Source organism: Thiohalobacter thiocyanaticus, from assembly GCF_003932505.1.
GTDB lineage: Bacteria > Pseudomonadota > Gammaproteobacteria > Thiohalobacterales > Thiohalobacteraceae > Thiohalobacter > Thiohalobacter thiocyanaticus.
The window spans coordinates 1,599,762-1,624,368 of record NZ_QZMU01000001.1 but is presented as its reverse complement, the minus strand read 5'-3'; the positions used below and the strand labels follow the sequence as shown (position 1 = coordinate 1,624,368).

Here is a 24,607-nt window from a genome sequence, read left to right as displayed (position 1 = left end):
GTTTCGATGAACAAGCCGTTTGTTTTCGCAGCCCTTTTGTCCGTTTCCGCCGCCCTCGGCGCGCCGGGTGCGCTGGCCGCGGGTGATGCCAGCGCCGGCAAGGCCAAGGCCAATACCTGCGCCGGCTGTCACGGTGCCGACGGCAACAGCGCCAATCCGGAGTGGCCCAAGCTGGCCGGCCAGCATCCCGACTACATGGTCAAGCAGCTCAAGGAATTCAAGGCCGGCGACCGCGAAAACGCCACCATGGCACCCATGGCCGCGCCCCTGTCCGAGCAGGACATGCAGGATCTGGCCGCCTACTACGCCGCCCAGGAGCCGCAGTACGGCGAGGCCGACCCCGAACTGGTCGAGCTGGGCGAGCAGATCTTCCGCGGCGGCAACAAGGCCAGCGGTGTGTCCGCCTGCATGGCCTGCCACGGCCCGGCCGGCAAGGGCAACCCGGCCGCCAACTTCCCCGCTCTGGCCGGGCAGCACGCCACCTACACCGAGATCCAGCTCAAGGCCTTCCGCTCCGGTGCGCGCGCCAATGACTACGGCAGCATGATGCGCAATGTCGCCGCGCGGATGACGGATGCCGAGATCAAGGCAGTGGCCTCCTATATCCAGGGGCTGCGCTGATCCGCGCCGCGGGAACTTTCATCCCGTTGATGTGACTGACAGGGGGTGGCCAGGTGCCACCCCCTGGTGTTTTCAGGTCCGGTTTTGCCCGGACGCGGCCCCATGCAGTATGCTTGGCCGACTCTTCCAGCCCTGCGACAACCTGACTGATATCACGTGAAATCCCCGGCGCAACGCAATATTCCCTCCCGCGGCACCATCCTGCTGGAATTCCTGGGCTCGATGAATCTGGCCATCACCCTGCTGGTGACGGTGGCCATCGCCTCGGTGGTGGGTACGGTATTACAGCAGAATCAGCCCTACCAGGATTACATCATCAAGTTCGGGCCCTTCTGGCACGAGGTGTTCAAGAGCCTGGGACTGTACGATGTCTATGCTGCCGGCTGGTTCCTGGTGATCCTGACCTTCCTGGTGATCTCCACCAGTGTCTGCATCTATCGCAACGCCCCGAACATGGTGCGCGAGATGCGCCAGTTCCGCACCAGAGTGCAGGCCGTGTCCCTGCGCAACATGCACCAGGTGCAGGAATGGCACGCCGATGCGCCGGTCGATACGCTGGAGCCGCGCTACCGTGCCTGGCTCAAACAGCGTGGCTACAAGACCCGCAGCGCCGATCACGACGACCACCGCCTGATCGCCGCCAAGAAGGGCTCCTGGAACCGGCTGGGTTATATCTTCACCCATTCGGCCATTGTGGTGATCTGTATCGGCGGTCTGGTCGACGGCCAGCTGCCGATCCGCGTCAAGGAAATGATCGGTCAGATCCAGCCCGAGACCCGGGACATACCGGCCTCGCAGGTGCCTGAGATCAGCTGGCTGCCCGAGAGTAATCCCTCCTTCCGTGGCAACGTGACCATTCCCGAGGGCGGCCGCGCCGGTGTCGCCTTCCTGCAGCTGCGCGACGGTTACCTGGTCCAGCCGCTGCCCTTTACCATCGAGCTGAAGGATTTCCGCATCGAGCACTATGTGACCGGCCAGCCCAAGTCCTTCGAAAGCGACCTGGTGATCCATGACCCGGAGCGGGAGCAGCCGGTCGAGGCGACCATCGCGGTCAATCATCCCCTCATCTATGAAGGGTATGCCATCTATCAGGCCAGCTTCGACGACGGTGGGTCCGGCCTCAGCCTGCAGGCATGGCCGCTGGATCACCCGGAGCTCGAGACCCAGCAGGTGGAGGCCGCCGTGTTCGAGAGTCTGGAGGTGGAGACCTCCGCCGGGCGACAGACACTGGAATTCGAATCCTTCCGCCCCTTCAACGTCAATCCGGCGCCGGAAGACCCGGAGCGCGAATTCCGCAATTTCGGCCCCAGCTTCACCTACAGGCTGCGCAGCGCCCAGGGCGAGGCGCGCGAATACGAGAATTACATGCTGCCGGTGGCTCTGGAAGGGCGGAAGTTCTTTCTCAGCGGCGTGCGCGACAACCCGAATCAGCCGTTCTTCTACCTGCACATTCCGGCCGATCCCGCCGGCTCGCCGCGGCGCTTCCTGGCCTTCAACGCCCTGCTGCGCGACCAGGACAGGGTGCGGGAAATCGCCGCCGAGACGGTGGGCGAGACCTTCAGCGAGCTGCGCCTGCAGGAGCCGGGCATGGTCGAGGAGGTCACCGCCACCATGGGCCGCCTGGTGCGGATGTTCGCCCGGGGCGGCTTCGACGGCATTGTCGAGCAGGTCGAGGCCACCGTGCCGGAGGATCGGCGCATGCAGGTCATGGACGCCTACATGAAGGTGCTGCGCAACATTCTGAGTGCCCTGTATGCAGAGATTCTGCGCGCCGAGGGCGTGGACATCAGCGCGGGCATCAACGAGCGCGACAGCCGCTTCTACGAGGACGCCCTGAACGCGGTGACCGCCCTGCCCATGTACGGCTCGCCCTTCTTCCTGCAACTGGAGAGCTTCGATCACGTCCAGGCCTCGGGGCTGCAGATCACCCGTTCGCCGGGCAAGAGCGTGGTCTATCTGGGCTTCACGCTGCTCATGATCGGGGTGTTCATGATGTTCTACGTGCGTCAGCGCCGGGTGTGGGTGTGGTTGCAGCCGCAGCTGGACCAGACCCAGGTCATCATGGCCGGTTCCGGCGAGCGGGACCGGCGGGACTTCGAACGCGAATTCACCCAGCTCCATCAGGGGATTCGCCGCGCCGGTGAGACGGACTGAGCCCGAGCGCCGGATTCAGCCCCGATTCAGCCAGTCGGGATCAAACTGGGTCCGCCGTTGTCTCAGGGTGAGGATTCCTCAATAATACCTGACTCGAATGGAATGGAGCGGGGGTGTCGCGCCGTCCATTACGCAGAGCATCGACCCCAGCAGGAGACCCTCATGTCGGTAACACACGATCAGATGCTACAGGAACTCGACGAGCGCCCCTTCTACCGGCGGCTCGGTGCCTTCGACTGGATCTGGGCCCTGCTGGTGGTGGCCGGCAGCATCTATGCCTGGTGGCACTATCACACCCTGATGGATGGCTACGAGGTCGCCATCCTGGCCGGCACCGCCGTGGCCCTGGTGGCCTGGGGCTGGAGCTGGAAACCGGTACGCCCCTACACCCTGGCGGTGGCGGCAGTCAGCCTGTTCGCGGTCTGGCTCTATGGCAGTGACATCGGCGTCCGTGACAGCAACTTCTTCCTGCAGTACCTCGTCGCCAGCCAGTCCGCCATCATGTGGATGAGCGCGCTCTATGTGCTGGCAACCCTGACCTATTTCTTCGCCACCTTCACCCGCTCGGAGTTCAGCGGCAAGGTCGCCAGCGCCATGACCTGGTCGGCCACCGTGATGGGTACGGTGGGCCTGATGGTGCGCTGGCGCGAGTCCTATCTGGTCAACGCCGACTTCGGCCACATCCCGGTCAGTAACCTCTACGAAGTCTTCATCCTGTTCGCCGTCATCACCGCGCTGCTGTATCTGTTCTATGAGCGCAAGTACCAGACCCGCGCTCTGGGCGGTTTCGTGCTGCTGGTGATTTCGGCCGCCGTGGCCTTCCTGCTCTGGTACAGTTTCGACCGCGGCGCCCACGAGATCGAACCGCTGGTGCCGGCGCTGCAGAGTTACTGGATGAAGATCCACGTGCCGGCGAACTTTGTCGGGTACGGCGCCTTTGCGCTGGCAGCCATGGTGGGGGTGGCCTACCTGTTCCGCAATGGCCAGGAACGGCGCAACCCGCAGGCGGCAGGCAGCAGCGTGCTGCCCAGCCTGGAGCTGCTCGATGACGTGATGTACAAGTCCATCGCCCTGGGGTTCGCCTTCTTCACCGTGGCCACCATCCTCGGCGCCCTGTGGGCGGCCGAGGCCTGGGGCGGCTACTGGTCCTGGGATCCGAAGGAGACCTGGGCCCTGATCGTGTGGCTGAACTATGCCGCCTGGCTGCATATGCGCCTGACCAAGGGCTGGCGCGGCACACCCATGGCCTGGTGGGCGATCGTGGGGCTGTTCATCACCCTGTTCGCCTTCCTGGGCGTGAACATGTTCCTCTCCGGGCTGCACTCCTACGGGGAACTATGAATTAAAGTGTTTTTTCTTTCTTCCCTCCCCTTGATGGGGGAGGTGAGGAGGGGGAGCGTATCGGTATCCTGCATGGGTTCGTGTCCGGCCCTCACTCTCCCCCAACCCTTTATGCCTTCAGGGTGCTCCCATCAAGGAAAGGGGAGTGTGTAAGTAAAGCAACGCCAAAGGTTACAAAATGAAGAATCTGTTCAAAACCACTTGCCTGCTGTTCGCCGGCCTGTTTCTCGCGGCCGCACAGGCGGCGGACTTCGCGGAAGGTAAGGAATACGAGCGCCTGTCCAGCGCCCAGCCGACCTCGACGCCCGACAAAATCGAGGTGGTGGAGCTGTTCTGGTACGGCTGCCCGCACTGCTACCGGCTGGAGCCGCATATCGAGCAGTGGCTGGAGAGCAAGCCCGAGGACGTCGAGTTCGTGCGCCTGCCGGCTGTACTCAGCCCGCGCTGGGAGCTGCTGGCCCGGGCCTGGTATACCGCTGAACTGCTGGGCATGACCGACCAGATCCACAAGCCGCTGTTCGAGGCCATCCATGAGGATCGCGAGCGCATCAACACGGTCGAGCAGCTCAAGGCCTTCTTCGTCGAACAGGGCGTGGCGGCGGAGGACTTCGACAAGACATTCCATTCCTTCGGCGTGGCGGCCAAGCTCAACCGCGCCCGCGAAATGACCCAGCGCTACCGGGTGCGCGGCGTGCCCACGCTCATCATCAACGGCAAGTACCGCACCTCGGCCTCCGAAGCCGGCAGTCACGCCGCGATGATCGAGGTGACCAACCACCTGATCGAAAAAGAGCGTGCCGCCGGTGACTGAGGCCGTTTCTGCTGGTACGGACGCAGGGGCCCGCCGGTGTGCGGGCCTTTTTCGTGAGTGAGGGGTGAGGAGTGAGGAGAGGGAAATCCTGATACCATAGACCGTATGAAAGCCGCTGAACTGTTCGTCAGGTGCCTGGAAAACGAGGGCGTGGAGTACATCTTCGGGTTGCCGGGCGAGGAAAACCTGGACGTGATGGATGCCCTGCTGGATTCCTCTATCCGTTTCGTCACCTGCCGCCATGAGCAGGGGGCGGCCTTCATGGCCGACGTCTACGGCCGGCTGACCGGCCGCGCCGGGGTCTGTCTGGCGACCCTCGGTCCAGGGGCGACCAACCTGTTCACCGGCGTTGCCGACGCCAACATGGACCATGCCCCGCTGGTGGCCATTTCCGGTCAGGCCGACACCCATCGCCTGCACAAGGAGTCGCACCAGGTGCTGGACCTGGAGCAGATGTTCCAGTCCATCACCAAGTACTCCTCGCGCGTGGTCGCGCCCAACATCATTCCCGAGGTGGTGCGCAAGGCCTTCAAACTGGCCCAGACCGACAAGACCGGGGCGACCTTCATCGAGCTGCCAGAGAACATCATGAAGCTCGACACCGAAGAGCCGCCGCTGCACAGTCGCCAGTCCATGCTGTCGGAGCCGCCGCAGGAGAAGGTGCAGTACGCCGCCGAGCTGATCTCGCAGGCGCGCTACCCCATCATCCTGGCCGGCAACGGCGTGATCCGCTCCCGCGCCTGGAAGGAGCTGGCCGGGTTCGCCGAACGGCTCGGCATCCCCACCGCCAACACCTTCATGGCCAAGGGCGTGATACCCTTCAAGCATCCCTATGCCCTGGGCAGCGCGGGGCTGCAGGCCAAGGACTATGTCAGCTGCGGCTTCTCCCGCGCCGATGTCATCATCTGCATCGGCTACGATCTGGTCGAGTATCACCCGCATCTGTGGCACCCGACCCGCGACCGCAAGATCATCCATATCGACACCACCCCGTCCGAGGTGGATGCCCATTACGAGGTCGAGGTTGGCGTGGTCGGCGACATCCGCCACAGCCTGAAGCGGATTGCCGAGCTGGCCACGCCGCACGAGGGCCACCCCATGCGGGTGCTGCGCCAGGCCCTGATCGAGGACATGAATCAACATGCCCGCGATGAGGCCTTTCCGGTCAAGCCGCAGAAGATCATCTGGGACCTGCGCACCGCCATGGATCTGGAGGACATCGTCATCTGCGACGTCGGTGCGCACAAGATGTGGATGGCGCGCATGTTCCGCTGCGAGCACCCCAATACCTGCCTGATATCCAACGGCTTCGCCAGCATGGGCATCAGTGTGCCCGGCGCCATTGCCGCGCGCCTGGCCTGCCCGCAGCGCAAGGTCGTGGCCGTGACCGGCGACGGCGGCTTCATGATGAACTCGCAGGAGATCGAAACCGCCATGCGCCTCGGTGTGGCGATGGTGGTGCTGATCTGGAACGACGGCGGCTACGGCCTGATCGACTGGAAACAGCACAACACCTTCCAACGCAGTTCCAACGTCGCCTTCGGCAATCCCGACTTCGTGAAATACGCCGAGTCCTTCGGGGCGAAGGGTTATCGCATCGAACGGGTGGCGGACCTGCTGCCCACACTGCGCCAGGCACTGGCCGACGACACGGTCAGCATCATCGACTGCCCGGTCGACTACCGCGAAAACCTGATCCTGACCGAAAAGCTGGGCAACCTGGTCAGTCCGTTATGAGCCCGGCCGAGATCGATACCCTGCTCGAGCACGTCCCGGACCGGGGCGGCACCGCTGTGGGTAATACCGGACAGAAGCTGAGTCTGCTCAGCTTCAACATCCAGACCGGCATCAGCACCTCGCGCTACCGCCACTACCTCACGCACAGCTGGAAGCACGTCCTGCCGCACGCCACCCGCTTTCACAACCTGGACCGCATCGCCCGGCTGGTGGGGCAGTATGACCTGGCCGGGCTGCAGGAGGTCGATGCCGGCAGCCTGCGCAGCGGCTTCATCAACCTGACCGAATACATCGCCCAGCGGGCCGAATTTCCCTTCTGGTATGACCAGACCAACCGCCGCATCGGCAACTTCGCCCGGCATGCACTCGGCGTGGTCAGCCGCTACGAATGTCACGAAATCATCGAGCACCGGCTGCCCGGCCCCATCGCCGGCCGCGGTGCCCTGTCGCTGCGTTTCGGTCAGGGCGAGGACAGCCTCCTGCTGCTGATCATCCATCTCGCCCTGGGGCGACGGGCGCGGCTGCAGCAGCTCGACTACCTGAGCGAACTGGTCAATGCGCAGCGCCATGTGGTGCTTATGGGAGATATGAATTTTCCCTCCGATTCCAAGGAGATGGATCATTTCATCGAACGTACCCTGCTGACCGAGCCGGTGCACGGCCTGCACACCTTTCCCAGCTGGCGGCCCAACCGCAACATCGACCACATCCTGGTCAGCCCGACCCTGCAGGTGGACCGTATCCGGGTGCTGAACTACCCGGTCTCGGACCATCTGCCCATTGCCATGGACCTGACCCTGCCGGAATCGCTGCATCTGAAGCTCTGAAGACCCCCGACCCCGGTATCGATACAGGCACGCCAGACAGCTTTTCCGGACCGTTACGGTCATGACAGAATCCGGGCACCCGGCGCGTGGCCATCGGGAACTGCGGTTTCCGCTATCGCGGCGAGGATGTCTCCATTACCATTTCCTGCGGTATCGCCCTGTTCGACGAGGGTGATACCGTGGAGATGGTGTTCGACCGCGCCGAACGGGGCCCTCTACCGGGCCAGGGAACAGCGCCGCAACCACTGTCTGCTGGCGGCTGACAGTAACGAGGGCTGATATGAGTCTGATGGTCAATGGCGAGCTGCGCACGGGCTGGCTCGACAGTGAACAGGAAGACGGCGAATTCGTCCGCCGGGAACAGCAGTTCCGCAGCTGGATCACGCCCGACGGCAGCGCCGGTCCCAGTGGCGAGGGCGGTTTCCGCGCCGCGCCCGGGCGCTATCACCTGTATGTTTCCTATGCCTGTCCCTGGGCCCATCGCACGCTCATCCTGCGCCGGCTCAAGCGGCTGGAGGATGTCATCAGCGTCAATGTGGTGCATCCACACATGGGCGATGCCGGCTGGCACTTCGATGCGAGCTTCCCCGCCGCGACGCCGGATACGGTCAACGGCTGCAGCCACATGCACGAGCTCTACCGGCTGGCACAGCCGGATTACACCGGTATCGTCACCGTGCCGGTACTGTGGGACCGCGAGCGGCGCACCATCGTCAACAACGAGTCCGCCGAAATCATCCGCATGCTCAATTCCGCCTTCGATGCCTGGGGGGATGCGCAGGTGGATATGTATCCGCCGTCGCTGCGGGATGAGATCGACGCCATCAACGCCTTTGTCTACGAGAATATCAACAATGGCGTCTACCGGGCCGGTTTCGCCACCAGCCAGACGGCCTATGACCAGGCCTTCGACGCTCTGTTCGCGGCCCTGGACGAAATCGAGGCGCGTCTGAACGGACAGCGCTATCTGGTTGACGCCAGGCTGACCGAGGCCGACTGGCGGCTGTTCACCACCCTGGTGCGGTTCGACGCGGTCTATGTCGGCCACTTCAAGTGCAACCGCAATCGCATCGCCGATTTCCCGGCGTTGTCGAACTACCTGCGCGAGCTGTACCAGTATCCCGGCATTGCGGAGACAGTGAACCTGGAACACATCAAGGCGCACTACTACTGGAGCCATCCCCAGCTCAACCCCTCGCGAATCGTACCGGGCGGGCCGCGGCTGGACCTGGATGCCGCGCATGACAGGGACCGGCTCCCTGCACGGTCGTGACCCCGGCTTGGCGCGCTGAGTGGAGCCGGCGCTGATGCGCATCGAACAGCTGATCCGGGACAACGCCACCATCCTGTCTCTGCCCGAGGTCTGTCTGCAGATCCAGCTTCTGGCCGACGATCCCGAGGCCGGGGTGGAGGATTTTGCCCGGATCATCATCCAGGATCCGGCCTTTACCGCACAGCTGCTCAAACGGGTCAACAGCGCCTATTACGGTCTGCCCGCGCGGGTGGCGACGGTCTCGCGGGCCGTCGGGCTGATCGGCATCCGCGAACTGCGCAGGCTGTCCCTGGCCATGGCGGCGGTGGAGGTGTTCCGGGGTCAGCCCCTGCGGGGCTACGACATGCTCACCTTCTGGCGTCACGGTGTGTTCACTGCGCTGGTGGCGCAGGCGCTGGCACGACGGGCCGGCGTGCTGCACGCCGAGCGCCTGTTCATCGCCGGACTGCTGCATGACATCGGCCATCTACTCATCTTCACCCAGTTGCCGGAGACGGCGGCACCCCTGAGTCCGGCCGTGCTGGCGCACGCCGAGGACCTGTGCGAGCGGGAACGCGCCCTGCTGGGCTGGGACCATGCCGCCCTGGGCGGCGCCCTGCTGCGTTTCTGGCAGCTTCCGGAAGAGCTGTGCGTGGCGGCCCAGTATCACCACGCCCCCCTGGGCGTGGTACAGGGAGCCAGGGAAACTGCGCTGGTGGCCCTGGCCAACCGTATCGCCCATGCCGTGGAACGTCTGCCCGGCGAGCTAGGCGGAGCGGAGCACGATCCCTACACCCGGTTCATCGAGATCGAGGACGCCGCGCCGGTGGCCGCTGCCCTGACGGGAGTCCCCGCCGCAGTCTGGCAGCAGGCCGGTGTCGGTCCGGAGGCCGTGCCCGAGTGCCTGCAGCTTGCCGGCGGCGAGTTCGATGCACTGCTGCAGACGCTGTACGGATTCTGAGTCCGGCCGGGTGCAAACTGCGTTTTGCCAACCGGGGATATCTGATATGTTCGGGGCAGCGCCATAACTGCGAGGGAGAGAGCATGAGCGAGGACAGGCCCGTCATTACCGACGACCCTTTGTATCAGCTGCTGCGTCACGGCAAGATCGAGGATTTCAATACCCTGAAGCAGGGCGGGGAGGCGGTCCGATTGAGCGGTACCGATCTGCGTGGTCTGGATCTGCGCGGACTGGATGCCAGCGGCATCGACTTCAGCAATGCCTATTTCCGCCAGGCCGATGTGCGTGGCATCGATTTCTCCACTTGCAACCTGGAGGGTGCGAGCATTCATGCCGCCAAGATCTCCGGTGCCTGTTTCCCGCCGGAACTCGATCCCGAGGAGATCACCCTGTCGCTGATCCACGGCACGCGGATGCGGTATCGGCGTTGAGTTGTGTGAGACGTAGGTCGGGTTAGTCTTCGCTAACCCGACCTACGGGATCTGTCACTCCCGGTCGGACTTCTCAGACTTCTCGATCTCGTCCAGCTCCGCGTCCATCTCCTCGTCGGTCATGGGCCGGTAGTCGTCATCGCTTTCTTCGGCGGCAGCTTCTTCGGCCCGGCGCCGCTCAAAGGAACGCGACAGTAACACCCCGATTTCGAACAGCAGCCACATGGGCAGGGCCAGCAGGGTCTGGGAGATGATGTCCGGCGGGGTCAGCACCATGCCGATGACAAAGGCGCCGACGATGATGTAGGGGCGTTTTCTGGCCAGGGCGTCCGGCGTGGTGATGCCCATCAGCACCAGCACGAAGGTTGCCACCGGCACCTCGAAGGCCGCACCGAAGGCGAAGAACAGCATCAGCTCGAAATCCAGATACTTGCCGATGTCGGGGGTGACCGCCACGCCCTCGGGCGCGGTGCCGGTGAGGAAGATGGACAGGATGGGCAGGATAACGAAATAGGCGAAGGCTGCGCCGGCATAGAACAGCAGGGTGCTGGAGACCAGCAACGGCACGGCCAGACGCTTTTCATGTTTGTACAGGCCCGGCGCGATGAAGCCCCATATCTGGTAGAGCACATAGGGCATGGCCAGGAAGATCGCCAGTACCAGGGTGGCCTTGAGCGGAATCAGGAAGGGTGCGATCACCTCCACCGCGATCATGGAGGTGCCCTCGGGCAGGTGCCGCGAGAGCGGGTCGGCCAGCAGGGCGAAGATCCTGTCCGCGAACGGGCTCATCACCAGGAACAGGGCCAGCACCACCACCACTATGCGCATGAGGCGGTCGCGCAGCTCCATCAGGTGTGCCATGAAGGGCTGCTCGATCTCCTGGCCGGGATCGTTCGGATCGGGTGCGCTCATGGACCGGAATCAGACTTGGGCGGAGACGGCCGGTCCTCGTCCTTCAGGCCGGTGTCACGCAGCGACTGGCTGGCTTCGTCGAGACTGGACTTGGCGTCGCTGGCCACGGAGCGGGTCTCTTCGATGATTTCGTGCAGGGGATTGCTCTCGGCCTGCTTGGACAGGGTCTGCTTGAGTTCCTCCGCGGCCAGCTCGCGCTGCACATCGGCCTTGACCGAGCGCACGATGCCGCGCGCCTTGCCCAGCAGCAGGCCGACGGTGCGCGCTACCTTGGGCAGGCGCTCGGGGCCGATCACCAACAGGGCGATGACCATCAGCAGACCCAGTTCCCAGAAGCCGATATCAAACATGACGCGGACGCGTAGCGGGGTTCAGGTGCGAGGCGGCCGGCGGCGGCCGGCGCCGACGGTGCGGGAGGCGCTCAGACCTTGTCCTTCTCGCGGGTGGACTCGCCCTCTATGGTGCGGTCCTCCTCGGCCTGATCCTCGAGCTGTTCCTTGTTGACCTCCTCGTCGCCTTCCTTGACCGCATTCTTGAAGCCCTTCACGGCCGTGCCCAGATCCCCGCCCAGGTTGCGCAGGCGCTTGGCGCCGAACAGCACCAGCACGATCGCCAGAATGATTAACAGTTGCCAGACGCTGATTCCCATAATAACTCCCGCCGCTGCACGGCGCTGATGATCTATTTCTGTTGGCGCGCGGCCTTCTCGTCCAGGCCGGACAGACCGAAGCGCCGTTCCAGTTCGCTCAGCACGGCCGCGGGCCCCAGGCCCTGGTGTGCGAGCATGACCAGAGTATGAAACCACAGATCCGCGGTCTCATAAACCAGCTGTTCGCTGGAGCCGCCCTTGGCCGCGATAACCGTCTCGGTGGCCTCCTCGCCGACCTTTTTCAGGATGGTGTCCAGCCCCCTGGCGTAGAGCCCCGCCACGTAGGAGCTGTCGGGGTCCGCCTGTTTACGTGCTTCCAGCACCTCGGCCAGGCGCTCCAGTGTATCGGTCATTGTGCTACCTCAATAGTACAGGGGTGAGACGCTCAGGAGCGGCGATATATTTCCCCGGGGTCCTTGAGTACCGGTTCCACTGCCTGCCACTCGCCGTCCCCGAGCCGGAAGTAGAAACAGCTGCGCCGTCCCGTGTGGCAGGCGATGCCGCCGAGCTGCTCGATTTTCAGCAGTACCACGTCCTTGTCGCAGTCGACCCGGATTTCACGGATCTGTTGCACATGACCGGATTCCTCGCCCTTGGGCCAGAGCCGGCCGCGCGAGCGCGAGTAGTATACCGCACGGCCCTCGCGCGCGCTCATGGCCAGTGCCTCCCGGTTCATCCAGGCGAACATCAGTACCTCGCCGGTATCCGCGTCCTGGGCGATGGCCGGCACCAGGCCGTCCTCGGTCCACTTGATTTCATCGAGCCAAGTCTCGTTGAGCATGCTGTTCATTATAAATCGAACCGTAGAGGCGCGCGAAGGCGCGCAAGGAATTTAATGGTCGGGAGAAGGCTTCAGGTGTTCCGGAATGAAACGCCCTGATCTCTGGCGCGTCTCATTCGTCTTTGCGGCGTAAGGCTTTTTCGTTGATTGTGAAGCGCCTACAGGCGCACTTCGATGCCCTCGCCGGCCATCAGTTCCTTGGCCTCGCGCACACTGTGTTCGCCGAAGTGGAAGATGCTGGCTGCCAGTACGGCGTCGGCATGGCCTTCGCGGATGCCCTCGGCCAGGTGCTCCAGCGTGCCCACCCCGCCGGAGGCGATAACCGGAATTTCAACCGCGTCGGCCACGGCGCGGGTGAGTTCAAGGTCGAAGCCGCTCTTGGTGCCGTCCCGGTCCATGCTGGTGAGCAGGATCTCGCCGGCACCGTAGTCGGCCATGCGCCGGGCCCATTCCACCGCGTCCAGTCCGGTGGGTTTGCGTCCGCCGTGAGTGAAGATCTCCCATCTCAAAGGCTCGCCCGGGCCGCTGACCTGCTTGGCATCAATGGCCACGACGATGCACTGGGAGCCGAAGCGTTCGGCGGCCTCGCGCACGAACTCGGGGCGGAACACCGCTGCGGTGTTGATCGCCACCTTGTCGGCGCCGGCGTTGAGCAGCTTCCGGATGTCGGCCATCTCGCGGATGCCGCCGCCGACGGTCAGCGGGATGAAGACCTCGCCGGCGACCTGCTCGACCACCTGCACCATGGTTTCGCGCTCGTCGGAGCTGGCGGTGATGTCGAGAAAGGTGAGCTCGTCGGCGCCCTGCGCGTCATAGCGCCGGGCGATCTCCACCGGGTCGCCGGCGTCGCGGATGTCGACGAACTTCACGCCCTTGACCACACGGCCGGCGTCGACGTCGAGACAGGGGATGATGCGTTTGGCCAACATAAATTCAGGTCCTGGGTTCTAGGTGCTAGGTTCTGGGGGGTGCACCCGTCCGTCAGTAAAGGTCTTTCCTCGGCCCTGGAACCTAGAGCCTAGCAGCTACCATTCACGTACTTCTGCGCCTCGGCCAGGTCGAGGGTGCCTTCGTACAGGGCCCGGCCGATAATCGCGCCCATTATTCCTTCCTCGGCGACGGCGCACAGACGCTGGATGTCATCCAGATTTGTCACGCCGCCGGAGGCGATGACGGGGATGGTGATGGACTGGGCCAGCTTGACGGTGGCGTCGATGTTCACGCCTTCCATCATGCCGTCGCGGCTGATGTCGGTGTAGACGATGGCTTCCACGCCGTCGCGCTCGAAGCGTTGGGCCATGTCGATCACGTCGTGATTGGACAGCTTGGACCAGCCGTCGATCGCCACCTTGCCGTCGCGGGCGTCCAGACCGACGATGATGTGGCCGGGAAATTCCATGCACAGGTCGTTGATGAAGTGCGGGGTGCTGACCGCCTTGGTGCCGATGATCACGTACTGCACGCCGGCGTCGAGATAGGTCTGCACCGTGTCCTCGTCGCGGATGCCGCCGCCGACCTGGATCGGCAGTTCGGGGAAGCGTTCGGCGATGCGCCGGATCACGCCGGCATTGACCGGCTGCCCGGCGAAGGCGCCGTTGAGATCGACCAGGTGCAGGCGCCTGGCGCCGGCATCGACCCAGCGCTGCGCGACCTCGACCGGGTCCTCGGAAAAGACGGTGGCATCCTCCATCCGGCCCTGGCGCAGGCGCACGCAATGGCCGTCCTTGAGATCGATGGCGGGTATCAACAACATGGTTAGCGTCCCCTGATTATACTGTGTTGTTGTGATTGCGGTTCACGGCGCTATCGCGCCTTCAGTTTCCATTCCATTGCAGGAAGTTGGTCAGCAGCTGCAGTCCGGCATGCTGGCTCTTCTCCGGGTGGAACTGCACGGCAAACAGATTGGCATGGGCCACGGCGGATGTGAAGTCGATGCCATAATTGCACACGCCGGCCTGGTCGGCCGCGCGCGCCGGTGTCACATAGTAGCTGTGGACGAAATAGAAGCGCTCGTCCTGGGCGATGTCGCGCCACATGGGATGCTCACTGTGATGGACCGCGTTCCAGCCCATGTGCGGGACCTTGAGCGAGGCGCCGGTCAACGGGTCGGGCATGTCGGTGGGGAAGCGCGTGACCCGGCCGGGGATCAGCCCCAGGCAGCCGATGCCGTTGTTTTCCTCGGAGTGCTCCATCAGGGCCTGCATGCCCAGGCAGACGCCGAGCAGGGGGCGGCTGGCCGCCACTTCGCGGATGACCGCGTCCAGGCCGGTCCGCTGCAGTTCCTGCATGCAGTGGCCGATCGCGCCCACGCCGGGGAAGATGACCCGGTCGGCCTCGAGAATGCGTGCCGGGTCGGCGCTGATGTGGATGCGGGTGTCGGCGGCCACATGCTCCACCGCCTTGGCGATGGAATGCAGGTTGCCCATACCGTAATCGATGATGGCGAGGCTGTTCATGGTCGGCTCGGGGTCGGGATGCTGCGCCGGGGCTTGTACCTGTTGTGTCAGAGGCTGCCCTTGGTGGATGGGACCTGGTCGGCCATGCGTGTATCGGCCTCCAGTGCCATGCGCAGGGCCCTGCCGAAGGCCTTGAAAACCGTCTCGGCGATATGGTGGGCGTTCCTGCCGCGCAGGGCGTCGATGTGCAGGGTGGCCGGCACATGGTTCACAAAGCCCTGGAAGAACTCGTGAAACAGGTCGGCGTCGAAGTCCCCGATGTGGCTGCGGGGGAAGTCCACGTGGTACTCCAGGCCGGGGCGGCCGGAGAAGTCAATCACCACCCGCGAGAGCGCCTCGTCCAGCGGTACATAGGCATGTCCGTAGCGGCGGATGCCGCGCTTGTCCCCCAGGGCCTGGCAGAAGGCCTGGCCCAGGGTGATGCCGATGTCCTCGACCGTGTGATGGGCGTCGATGTGCAGGTCGCCCTCGGCCTGGATATCGAGATCGATCAGGCCGTGCCGCGCCACCTGCTCCAGCATGTGCTCGAGAAAGGGGAGTCCGGTCTGGAGCCGGCAGTCGCCGGTGCCATCGAGATCGATCCGGACCTGGATGCGGGTTTCCAGGGTATCGCGTCTTAGTTCGCTCTGCCTCGCCATGCGGGTTCTCTAACCGGGTAATCCGTAACAGGAAAAATATGCACGAATCCGCATCCTAGCAGGTGTCCGGCCGCAGGGCTATCCTGTGGCGCCCGGCGTTGGCCCGGGCCGTACTGGCAGGATTGCCGGATTTGTACTAAATCTCCGGGTAGCGGACGGCGGGATGCGCGTATCTCTTTATTGAATAATATCTATCGATCTGGTCAAATCCATCTTGCGAGGTACTCCGCAACCTTCGGTTCGGCCAGGGTGGCTTGGGTCGGGGAAATCAATGTACTGTTTTGCCGGGTTTTTCTGGAATACCGGCAGATGGAATCCGGAGTGATCCGGCCAGGGAGCAGCCGCCTATGAGCAGTGTTCAGGAATCCGGGGCGATCAGCCTCAAGCGTCTGCAGACGGCATGCGAGTCCTGCAGCCTGTTCCAGCTGTGCCTGCCGCTGGAGCTGGCCCATGACGATCTGGAGGAGCTCGATCACATCATCAAGCAGCGCCGGCCGCTGCAACGGGGCGAATACCTGTTCCAGATGGGGAACGAGTTCCGCGCCGTCTACGCCATCCGTTCCGGCTCCCTCAAGACCTTCACCACCACCGACGGCGGCGAGGAACAGGTCACCGGCTTTCACCTGCCCAGTGAGCTGGTCGGGCTGGACGCTATCACCACCGGTACCCACCCCTGCTCGGCCCGCGCGCTGGAGACCACCAGCGTGTGCGAGATCCCCTTCGACCGGCTGGAGGAGCTGGGCTCGCGCATTCCCGGCCTGCAGCGCCAGCTGCTGCGCATCATGAGCCACGAGATCCTGATGGAACAGGACACCATGATCTGGCTGGGCAAGAAATCCGCCGAGGCCCGCCTGGCCGCGCTGTTGCTGCGCTTTTCCAGCCGCTTCAAGGCGCGCAAGTTCTCCGCCTGCGATTTCAACCTGAGCATGTCGCGCACCGACATCGCCAACTACCTCGGCCTGGCGGTGGAAACGGTCAGCCGGCTGTTCTCGCGCTTCCAGACCGAAGGCCTGCTGGAGGTCGACCGCAAGCATGTCCTGATCAAGGATATGGACGCCCTCCAGCGCATGGCCGGCGCCGACCACACCAACTGAACGCCTGACCCTCTCGCCCGCTTTCTCTTCTCGCCGCCCGCCTGCGCGGGGCGGTTCTGCCCAGTTGTTGACATGGGTCATTGTCCCGGCCGGCCGCTGACAGCACAGTAGCGATTGTGTCATATCCCGCACCCGGCGGCAGTGAATTGCCCCAGTAAAAGGGTCGGACACAGCCTGCAGTGCCAGGAATGAGCGGGCACAGCTGTACCGCTCAACTTCCCAAACCAATACGGTAAAGCAGAGGTTGATTCATGGATACTTCGACCACGTACAACTATAAGGTCGTGCGCCAGTTCGCCATCATGACGGTCGTGTGGGGTATGTCGGCATGCTGGTCGGCGTAGTGATCGCAGCGCAGTGGTTGGCCCGCCCGCAGCTCACAATTCGGATATCCCCTGGCTGAAATACAGTCGATTTGCGGCCCTCTGCACACAATGCCGTGATCTTTCGCTCCGGCGTGGCCATGTTCTCGGACCCATTATGTCGTGCAAAAGAAACTGTAGGCGCGGCTGTTTCTACGAGGCATGCGCCGCCTTAACCTTTTGGGCTTGGTCAGGTGGTGATTGTTCGAAGACGACAGACCAGCTGCAGATGGGCATGACACGTCAGTAAGGAAGTAAGCAGACTGGAATGGCCATAGACTGCTGCTGATCACGCTGGGTCTGGTGTGGGTGGCACTACGCCGTGGTTTCGGCCCATAGCTCAAGCGCAGGGTCAAGCATCATCTATGTAGCCACTGGTTCTACGGCGCCTTTCACTTCTGACCATTTGCCGTGTTGCTGCATGTGCGTCAACAGCGCCTCGATGCCGGTGACGCGACCAAATCCTACTCGGTTACCCCGGGGGCCGATCCGACGCCTCCCCATGCGTGCAGTTGTTGGTACGTCCACATACGCGGTCGGCTTTTCCTACCGCCGGGCTTGATCGGCATTGTTGTACTTATTCGTGGCCCCAGCAGGCCAACCGGCCGTCTATTCACTACCGGCTTGTCAGTGGTGCACTTCTGGGCGCTGATCTTCGACTACATGTGGCGCGGGCCGCACAACCTGCACTCTTATCACCGCGATGCAGGACTGGCCATCGTGTGTATGGTGTTCTCGCTGATTCTGCTCGCAACGAGCTTGGGGCGGCGGCATGATCAAACGGCATCATGAACGCTTTTCCGGTGCCTGCACAACTGGTCCGATCCTTCCTGAAGTTTTTGATCGTTCCGCTGTCTTTCTACGGCATGTTACCTTCGAGGGGCCGATGATGTCGATCCAGACGGTTCACCGCGCTTTCACCACTACACAGACGCGACAATCGGCCACGTTCACTCCGGCGCCACTGGGGCTGCGGTGGCTCAGGTTGTCTCATCAGGCTCGTTGTACTTCCTCATCCTCAGCCTGTTAGGGTCGTGAGAGATGTATTACGGTCGGCTGATCCGATGTGCACTTTGGGTGGAGCAAAATAGGCGGGGTGTCTACACTCGTCTAAATGCTGCGATTCGCAGGCTCCTCATTGCAGGGGCTGATGTGGCGGGCGGTCTTTAAACGAGGACGGCCCACCTGACTACACGCTTCGTGATCGATGGGCGATGTACCCTTACTACTTCGTGCGTTTGCTCGGGGGGCTGGATGGGTTACTGAACGGAATGCTGTCTGGCCACAATCGTGATCAACCACCAGAGGCCAACAGGCGGTCGAGGCCGCCTTCCGCAGGGTGGTTTGAGGAGGATACGTATGCGTCATGAAGTCGTTGAAACGAATGTCTGGCCTGATGGCGACCTGGTGCTGCTGGCTGATCAGTGTCGGCGGCACCGGTGGAGATCGCTGCGCCCTTTCTTCCTCAAGAGCACCACCGAACGGTGGCGGGGCTCGAGACCTACACCCCGCTTGCAGCTGGAAGGTACCGCGACATAATGTGCGCGAAGGTGTACGTGATGCCATTCGCAGAGATCCGCCCTTCCGCCGGCCGAGGACCGAAAGCCCGCGTCATACTCGGTGTCCGGGGAGTTCGTCCTAGACCATCCCTTCAGTGGGGCTCAACGCACGCGGGGACGGACTGGCGGGGTCGGGGGGCGTTCCGTAATCCGAGACTTGGCACACGGTGTGCAACCTGATCCAACCCGCGCGACCGTGGTGCCGGAGCCCAAACAGCGGGTTCCCCCTGGCTGGAAGAGAACGTCATGGGTACTGCAGGCACACGGCCCGCCAAGTGAGACTGCGCAACGTGGGCGTTCCCTATACCGACGAGGACATCGCCCGGAGCGCCGAGGCCCGCGGGTCCAAGGGCAAAGACCGAGATGGAGGCCCTGATCGCCATCTGGCAACCCTGGGCACAGCGCTCAAGACCGGAGGTAAAAAGCGTAATGGAATTGACTCTCACGACCCTGCGCTCCGCTGTTCACCCGTGCTGGTCTTCGTCGCATTCATCGGTTGCATGTCTTGATCTGGGCTGGATGGCAAGCAACGCGCCAAACCGATTCGACGAGGCGGCCAATCTGCCTTCGTCGGGGACGACAACCCCGTGAGCACCGGCGTGCGTGCGGGCAATAAGAAGGAATCGACCCATGGGTGACTTCACATTCTCGAGCGATTTCTGGAGCTGGTGGGTGATCGTGCTCACCGTCGGCAACATCCTGGGCTGCTGGTGGCTGATCGTCTGGACCATGAAGAAGCGCGCTGGCGAGGCCGCCGCCGGCGATGTGACCCACCACACCTGGGATGAGAACCTGCAGGAGTACAACAACCCGCTGCCGCGCTGGTGGCTGTGGCTGTACTATTCAACCCTGGTGTTCGCCGTCATCTACCTGGTGCTCTACCCGGGGCTGGGCAAGTTCCGCGGCGTGCTGGGCTGGACCGGCGAGGTGCGCTATGAGAAGGAGATGGAACAGGCCGAGGCCAGGTACGGCCCCATTTTCGCGCAGTACGCCGAGCAGGAGATCCCGGCGCTGGCGGCGGATGACGAGGCGGTCAGGACCGGTCGCCGGCTGTTTCTGAACTACTGCGCCACCTGTCACGGTTCGGATGCCCGCGGCTTTCCCGGTTTTCCCAACCTGACCGACGATGCCTGGCTGTATGGCGGGGACCCGGCCAGTATCAAGGCCACCATCCTCGATGGCCGTCAGGGAGTGATGCCGGCCTGGCAGGACAGCCTGGGCGAGCAGGGCGTGAAAGAGGTCGCTGAGTACGTCCTGCAGATCAATGGCCGCGAGGTGGATACGGAGCTGGCGCATGAGGCAGAAGGGTCAGCAGCATTACCAGCAGATGTGCGTGGCCTGCCATGGCGCCGACGGCACGGGCAACCCCGCCCTGGGCGCCCCCAACCTGACCGATGCTGCCTGGCTGTATGGCGGCTCGCCGGGCACCATCCGCGAGAGTATCGCCAAGGGCCGTAATGGCAGGATGCCGGCGCACAGGGATTTCCTCGGCGAGGACAAGGTGCACCTGCTGGCGGCCTACGTCTACAGCCTGTCGAACTGAGTACGAACGCTGCGGCGCCGATGGCGGGCCAGTGGCCCGCCATCGGCGTTTCTGCCGCACGAAAGCCCGGAATTTTGTGTGGTTGCGATGGGATTGAGCAGGCCGGGATAAGCGCAGCGCTATCATTTTTGCGCCAGATCAGGGACCGGCCGCTGTCTCGGCGCTATAGTGCCGGAATCACCATTATCCGGCACGGATGGAATCGATGAATCAGACCGCCTCGACCCCGAACGACCGCGAGGTCGAAAACGCCCTCTACCAGAAGCGCAAGAAGATCTACCCGCGCGAGGTCCACGGCCTGTTCGCCCCGCGCTGCGTCCTGGGGGTGTTCGTGCTGCTGGGTCTGTACTACGTCATCCCCTGGGTCAGTTACGAGGGCCACCAGGCGGTTCTGTTCGACCTGCCGGCACGCAAGTTCCATATCTTCGGGCTGGTGTTCTGGCCGCAGGACTTCTTCTACCTGGCCATGCTGCTGGTCATCGCCGCCCTGTCGCTGTTCTTCTTCACTGCGCTGGCCGGCCGGCTGTGGTGCGGCTATGCCTGTCCGCAGACGGTCTGGACCGAGGCCTTCCTGTGGATGGAGCGCAAGATCGAGGGCGACCGCCCGCGCCAGATGAAGCTGGACAAGGCGCCGATGAGCCTCAGGAAATTCCGTATCAAGGCCACCAAGCACGCCGTCTGGCTGGCATTCGCCGGCTGGACCGGGTTCACCTTTGTCGGCTTTTTCACCCCCATCCGTGAACTGGGCGTGTCGCTGGCGAATTTGTCTCTGGGGCCGTGGGAGACCTTCTGGATCATCTTCTACAGCTTCGCCACCTACGGCAACGCCGGCTGGCTGCGTGAGCAGGTCTGCATCTACATGTGTCCCTATGCGCGCTTCCAGAGTGCGATGTTCGACAAGGACACCCTGATCATTTCCTATGACGAGGCTCGCGGCGAGCCGCGCGGCTCGCGCAAGCGCAGTGACGACCGGGCCGAGAAGGGGCTGGGTGACTGTATCGATTGCACACTGTGCGTGCAGGTCTGTCCCACCGGCATCGACATCCGTAACGGACTGCAGTACCAGTGCATCGGCTGCGCGGCCTGTATCGACGCCTGCAACGATGTCATGGACAAAATGGATTATCCGCGTGGCCTGATCCGCTATACCACCCAGAACCGGCTGGAGGGCAAGCCGGTGCATGTACTGCGCCCGCGCACCCTGGTCTACGGCCTGATTCTGCTCGCCCTGCTGGGTGGACTGGTCTATGCCATCGCGACCCGCGTCCCGGTGGACCTGAACATTCATCCGTGACCGCAATGCCCTGTACCGCGAAACCCCCATGGGCCTGGTCGAGAATATCTATACTCTCAAGCTGATCAACATGGACGAGCGAACGCACGCCTATCGCCTGAGTGTGGAGGGGCTGGAGCAGGCCGAGCTGGTCTTCGACCGGGACGCACTCGAGGTGCCCGCCGGCGCGGTGGCCGAGCTGCTGGTGCAGGTACGGATCGATCCGGTGCATCTGGACCGGCCCAGCAGCGAGATCTTTTTCATTCTGGAAGCGCAGGACAACCCGGACATCCGGATCCGCCAGTCGGGGCGGTTTCTGGGGCCGTCCTAGGAGGGAGGTGACCGGCTGTGCGGCTGCAGAGTGTGTATGCTGGCGGTTTTCCTGACGCGCCGCGTTGGCCGTACCTGATACAAGAGGCAAGATACAGGATACAAGTTAAAATCGTATGATTTTCATGATCTTGATATGACTTGTATCCTGCAACTTGTATCTTGTATCCGTCTCCGGATACGTCACACTTAACGGCAACCGCATCAACTTCGGATCAATGCAAACCATGAATCCCCAACCCTGGTACAAACAGTTCTGGCCCTGGTTTCTGATCTCCCTGCCGCTGTCGGCGGTGATCGGCGGAATCGCCACCTTGATCATCGCCATGCAAAGCCCCAATGCCATGGTGGTGGACGACTACTACAAGGAAGGTCTGGCCATCAACGAGACCCTGGCGCGGGAACGGGCGGCGGCGGATCTGGGCCTGTCCGGTCTGCTGCGTCATGCCGGGGGAACGGGTCGGCTGCAACTGGAACTCATGATCCGGGACGGGGAGGGAGCGCTGCCCGGTCACCTGGAGCTGCGGCTGGTCCATCCCACTCTTGCGCATAAGGATCAAACGCTTAGGCTCGAGCCGGGTAATGACGGCATTTATGTATCAGACATGCCGCAGCTGTCCCCCGGCAACTGGCATCTGATCCTGTCGCCGCCGGACGCAAGCTGGCGCTTGACGGGGCGACTGGTCCTGCCGCAAGGTGGTCAGGCGAGGTTGACTCCCGGCGTCTGACAGTAACCCTGTAACATGCCTGCATGTTACAGGGTACCAGTTGCCGGCAGGCAGCTCCGAAGTCCGTCCGTGCGGGCTTCCATATAACGATACAAAAGCTGTTAGGAGGTGCGGTATGTCGAGCGAGATACCCCGTATCCAGCGCGTGATCTCCATCCTGTGGCCGTCCTTTCTGACGTCCGGCCTGGCCACGATTCTGTTCTTCACCCTGTTCGATCCGGTACACCTGCTGGCCGGTACCGCCCTGGCGGAACTGAGCCGCCTGGGCGCCTACAGCATCGGTTTCTTCTGCTTCTGGGGCTTGACCATCCTGACCAGCGGGCTGACCTGCTACTTCAGCCAGCCCTGCGACGATAACCGCCGCCGGACGCGCGGCAGGCAGGATGACAGCCTGGGCAGCGCGCTCTAGGGCCCGGCATGAGCGGGCGGCTCAGCTGCGGATACCCACCCCGCGGTTGAGCAGCGTGAGCGCGAACCAGTACAGCCCGACGATGAAGCCGGTGATGATCAGGTAGGAGACGTACAGGTTGATGTCGGTGACCCCCAGCATGCCGTAACGAAAGGCGTTGATCATGTACAGGATCGGGTTGACCAGCGACACGCCCTGCCAGAACTCGGGCAGCATCTCGATGGTGTAGAAGATCCCGCCCAGGTAGGTCAGCGGCGTGAGCACGAAGGTCGGGATAATGGAGATGTCGTCGAAGCTCTTGGCGAACACCCCGTTGATCAGCCCGGCGATGGCGAACAGGATGGAGGTCAGCACCACGACCGTGATACTGACGAACAGGTTATGCACCTGCATGTCGCTGAAGAAGAATGCGGTGGCCGTCACGGCACTGCCCACGACCAGGCCGCGGGCCACACCGCCGGCCACGAAGCCGCTCAGGATCAGGTGATTGGGGATGGGCGAGACCAGCATCTCCTCGATATGGCGCTGGAACTTGGAGCCATAGAAGGAGGAGACCACGTTGGCGTAGGAATTGGTGATCACCGCCATCATGATCAGCCCCGGCACGATGTAGTCCATGTAGCGGTAACCTTCCATGTCCCCGATCTGGGAGCCGATCAGGTTCCCGAAGATGACGAAATACAATGCCGTGGTGATTACCGGCGGCAGCACCGTCTGGATCCAGATCCGGATGAAGCGCAGGAACTCCTTGATCAGGATGGTCTTGAAGGCCGTGTATTTCTCGCCCAGGGTCATCCGGCGGCTCCCTTGCGGTGCTCGCTGTTCTCATCGACCAGATCCAGGAACAGCTGCTCCAGCCGGTTGCTCTTGTTGCGCATGCTCAGCACCTCGATGCCGTATTTGCTCAATTCCGTGAACAGGCCGTTGAGGCTGCATTCGCGTGAGATGTCGGCCTCCAGGGTGCAGGCATCCACCCGGTTGACCCGGTAGCCCGCCACCGGCGGGACCGCCTCGATCGGCTCGCGCAGGTCCAGCACGAAGGTCTCGGTGTGCAGCTTGTTCAGCAGCACCTTCATGTTGGTGTTCTCGATGATCTCGCCGTCGTCGATGATGGCGATGTTGCGGCACAGACTCTCGGCCTCCTCCAGGTAGTGGGTGGTGAGGATGATGGTCGTTCCCTGTTCATTGATGAGGCGCAGATAGTTCCACATGGAGCGGCGGATCTCGATGTCCACGCCGGCGGTGGGCTCGTCCAGGATCAGCAGCCGCGGCCGGTGGACCAGGGCGCGGGCGATCATCAGCCGGCGTTTCATGCCGCCGGAGAGGTTGCGCGCCATGACCCGGCGCTTGTCCCACAGGCCCAGCTCCTTCAGGTACTGCTCCGCCCGTTCGAAGGCCAGTGCCCGGGGAATGCCGTAGTAACCGGCCTGGTTGACCACCACCTCCACCACCGGTTCGAACATGTTGAAATTGAACTCCTGCGGCACCAGTCCCAGGCAGCTCTTGGCCGCGGCGATATCGGTGTCCAGGTCGTGGCCGAACACCCGCACCGAGCCGCTGGTCTTGTTGACCAGCGAGGCGATGATGCCGATGGCGGTGGACTTGCCGGCGCCGTTGTGGGCCGAGCAGGGCGAAGAAATCGCCTTCGGCGACATCCAGATCGATGCCCTTGAGGGCGGTCAGGCCGTTGGGGTAGGTTTTCTTCAGCTGCCTGAGGGTCAGTGCCTGGGTCATGGCG

At 63.2% G+C, this 24,607-nt stretch carries 23 protein-coding genes and 3 pseudogenes; 15 read left to right on the top strand and 11 right to left on the bottom strand.

The window, feature by feature from the left end; all coding sequences use genetic code 11:
* The first annotated feature begins 6 nt into the window (after positions 1–6).
* From D6C00_RS07600 to D6C00_RS07560, 10 genes are all read left to right on the top strand, one after another.
* Positions 7–621 (top strand): c-type cytochrome, encoded by a 615-nt coding sequence (locus D6C00_RS07600; RefSeq protein ID WP_125181164.1) that lies wholly within the window; start codon positions 7–9, stop codon positions 619–621.
* A 156-nt stretch (positions 622–777) separates the two neighbouring features.
* Positions 778–2,775, top strand: a complete 1,998-nt coding sequence (locus tag D6C00_RS07595; protein ID WP_206609530.1) for a cytochrome c biogenesis protein ResB — start codon at positions 778–780, stop codon at positions 2,773–2,775.
* A 162-nt stretch (positions 2,776–2,937) separates the two neighbouring features.
* Positions 2,938–4,116 carry a c-type cytochrome biogenesis protein CcsB gene (gene ccsB / locus D6C00_RS07590; protein WP_125181163.1) on the top strand — a complete coding sequence of 393 codons (1,179 nt, stop codon included), beginning with the start codon at positions 2,938–2,940 and terminating at the stop codon, positions 4,114–4,116.
* 178 nt (positions 4,117–4,294) lie between these two features.
* The gene (locus tag D6C00_RS07585; RefSeq protein WP_125181162.1) at positions 4,295–4,927 is read left to right on the top strand and encodes a thiol:disulfide interchange protein DsbA/DsbL; all 633 of its coding nucleotides are present in this window, start codon (positions 4,295–4,297) and stop codon (positions 4,925–4,927) included.
* A 105-nt stretch (positions 4,928–5,032) separates the two neighbouring features.
* Positions 5,033–6,664: an acetolactate synthase large subunit gene (locus tag D6C00_RS07580; RefSeq protein ID WP_125181161.1), complete on the top strand. Its 1,632-nt coding sequence runs from the start codon at positions 5,033–5,035 to the stop codon at positions 6,662–6,664.
* Complete coding sequence (locus D6C00_RS07575) at positions 6,661–7,491, top strand: endonuclease/exonuclease/phosphatase family protein (protein ID WP_125181160.1); 831 nt, start codon at positions 6,661–6,663, stop codon at positions 7,489–7,491. The genes D6C00_RS07580 and D6C00_RS07575 overlap by 4 nt, the downstream gene beginning before the upstream one ends.
* An 86-nt stretch (positions 7,492–7,577) precedes the next feature.
* The gene (locus D6C00_RS15450) at positions 7,578–7,754 is read left to right on the top strand and encodes a hypothetical protein (RefSeq protein WP_158675351.1); all 177 of its coding nucleotides are present in this window, start codon (positions 7,578–7,580) and stop codon (positions 7,752–7,754) included.
* A gap of 17 nt (positions 7,755–7,771) precedes the next feature.
* On the top strand, positions 7,772–8,764 hold the full coding sequence (locus tag D6C00_RS07570) for a glutathione S-transferase family protein (RefSeq protein ID WP_125181159.1): 993 nt from the start codon (positions 7,772–7,774) through the stop codon (positions 8,762–8,764).
* 34 nt (positions 8,765–8,798) lie between these two features.
* Positions 8,799–9,704, top strand: coding sequence for an HDOD domain-containing protein (locus D6C00_RS07565; protein WP_125181158.1), 906 nt, complete (start codon positions 8,799–8,801; stop codon positions 9,702–9,704).
* 83 nt (positions 9,705–9,787) lie between these two features.
* Positions 9,788–10,135, top strand: a complete 348-nt coding sequence (locus D6C00_RS07560) for a pentapeptide repeat-containing protein (RefSeq protein WP_125181157.1) — start codon at positions 9,788–9,790, stop codon at positions 10,133–10,135.
* 54 nt (positions 10,136–10,189) lie between these two features.
* On the opposite strand, the gene tatC is transcribed toward D6C00_RS07560, so the two are convergent.
* The 9 genes from tatC to hisB form a co-directional block, all read right to left on the bottom strand.
* The gene (gene tatC / locus D6C00_RS07555) at positions 10,190–11,047 is read right to left on the bottom strand and encodes a twin-arginine translocase subunit TatC (RefSeq protein ID WP_125181156.1); all 858 of its coding nucleotides are present in this window, start codon (positions 11,045–11,047) and stop codon (positions 10,190–10,192) included.
* On the bottom strand, positions 11,044–11,397 hold the full coding sequence (tatB, locus tag D6C00_RS07550; protein WP_125181155.1) for a Sec-independent protein translocase protein TatB: 354 nt from the start codon (positions 11,395–11,397) through the stop codon (positions 11,044–11,046). The genes tatC and tatB overlap by 4 nt, the downstream gene beginning before the upstream one ends.
* A gap of 71 nt (positions 11,398–11,468) precedes the next feature.
* Complete coding sequence (locus D6C00_RS07545) at positions 11,469–11,696, bottom strand: Sec-independent protein translocase subunit TatA (RefSeq protein ID WP_125181154.1); 228 nt, start codon at positions 11,694–11,696, stop codon at positions 11,469–11,471.
* 32 nt (positions 11,697–11,728) lie between these two features.
* Positions 11,729–12,049 (bottom strand): phosphoribosyl-ATP diphosphatase, encoded by a 321-nt coding sequence (locus D6C00_RS07540; RefSeq protein ID WP_125181153.1) that lies wholly within the window; start codon positions 12,047–12,049, stop codon positions 11,729–11,731.
* A 32-nt stretch (positions 12,050–12,081) separates the two neighbouring features.
* On the bottom strand, positions 12,082–12,477 hold the full coding sequence (gene hisI, locus D6C00_RS07535) for a phosphoribosyl-AMP cyclohydrolase (protein WP_125181152.1): 396 nt from the start codon (positions 12,475–12,477) through the stop codon (positions 12,082–12,084).
* 158 nt (positions 12,478–12,635) lie between these two features.
* The gene (gene hisF / locus D6C00_RS07530; RefSeq protein WP_125181151.1) at positions 12,636–13,406 is read right to left on the bottom strand and encodes an imidazole glycerol phosphate synthase subunit HisF; all 771 of its coding nucleotides are present in this window, start codon (positions 13,404–13,406) and stop codon (positions 12,636–12,638) included.
* An 89-nt stretch (positions 13,407–13,495) separates the two neighbouring features.
* The gene (gene hisA, locus D6C00_RS07525) at positions 13,496–14,230 is read right to left on the bottom strand and encodes a 1-(5-phosphoribosyl)-5-[(5-phosphoribosylamino)methylideneamino]imidazole-4-carboxamide isomerase (RefSeq protein WP_125181150.1); all 735 of its coding nucleotides are present in this window, start codon (positions 14,228–14,230) and stop codon (positions 13,496–13,498) included.
* 61 nt (positions 14,231–14,291) lie between these two features.
* Positions 14,292–14,933 (bottom strand): imidazole glycerol phosphate synthase subunit HisH, encoded by a 642-nt coding sequence (hisH, locus tag D6C00_RS07520; protein WP_125181149.1) that lies wholly within the window; start codon positions 14,931–14,933, stop codon positions 14,292–14,294.
* Positions 14,934–14,980: 47 nt separating this feature from the next.
* A complete protein-coding gene (hisB, locus tag D6C00_RS07515; protein ID WP_125181148.1) occupies positions 14,981–15,571 on the bottom strand; it encodes an imidazoleglycerol-phosphate dehydratase HisB in 591 nt (196 codons plus the stop codon).
* A 347-nt stretch (positions 15,572–15,918) separates the two neighbouring features.
* Here hisB and fnr point away from each other — a divergent pair, with 347 nt between their 5' ends.
* The 5 genes and pseudogenes from fnr (at position 15,919) to D6C00_RS07490 (ending at position 22,869) form a co-directional block, all read left to right on the top strand.
* Entirely contained in the window at positions 15,919–16,665 is a 747-nt protein-coding gene (gene fnr, locus D6C00_RS07510) for a fumarate/nitrate reduction transcriptional regulator Fnr (RefSeq protein WP_125181147.1), read from the top strand.
* A gap of 2,551 nt (positions 16,666–19,216) precedes the next feature.
* Positions 19,217–20,129 (top strand): annotated as a pseudogene (gene ccoP, locus D6C00_RS07505) (cytochrome-c oxidase, cbb3-type subunit III).
* A gap of 205 nt (positions 20,130–20,334) precedes the next feature.
* Positions 20,335–21,733, top strand: a pseudogene (gene ccoG / locus D6C00_RS07500) (cytochrome c oxidase accessory protein CcoG).
* A 226-nt stretch (positions 21,734–21,959) separates the two neighbouring features.
* The gene (locus D6C00_RS07495) at positions 21,960–22,460 is read left to right on the top strand and encodes a FixH family protein (protein ID WP_158675350.1); all 501 of its coding nucleotides are present in this window, start codon (positions 21,960–21,962) and stop codon (positions 22,458–22,460) included.
* Positions 22,461–22,575: 115 nt separating this feature from the next.
* Entirely contained in the window at positions 22,576–22,869 is a 294-nt protein-coding gene (locus D6C00_RS07490; protein ID WP_125181145.1) for a hypothetical protein, read from the top strand.
* A gap of 21 nt (positions 22,870–22,890) precedes the next feature.
* Here the strand turns inward: D6C00_RS07490 and D6C00_RS07485 are convergent, their stop codons facing one another.
* Both D6C00_RS07485 and D6C00_RS07480 read right to left on the bottom strand, forming a co-directional pair.
* Positions 22,891–23,664, bottom strand: coding sequence for an ABC transporter permease (locus D6C00_RS07485; protein WP_125181144.1), 774 nt, complete (start codon positions 23,662–23,664; stop codon positions 22,891–22,893).
* Positions 23,661–24,603, bottom strand: a pseudogene (locus D6C00_RS07480) (ABC transporter ATP-binding protein). The gene D6C00_RS07485 and the pseudogene D6C00_RS07480 overlap by 4 nt, the downstream one beginning before the upstream one ends.
* Positions 24,604–24,607: the final 4 nt, after the last annotated feature.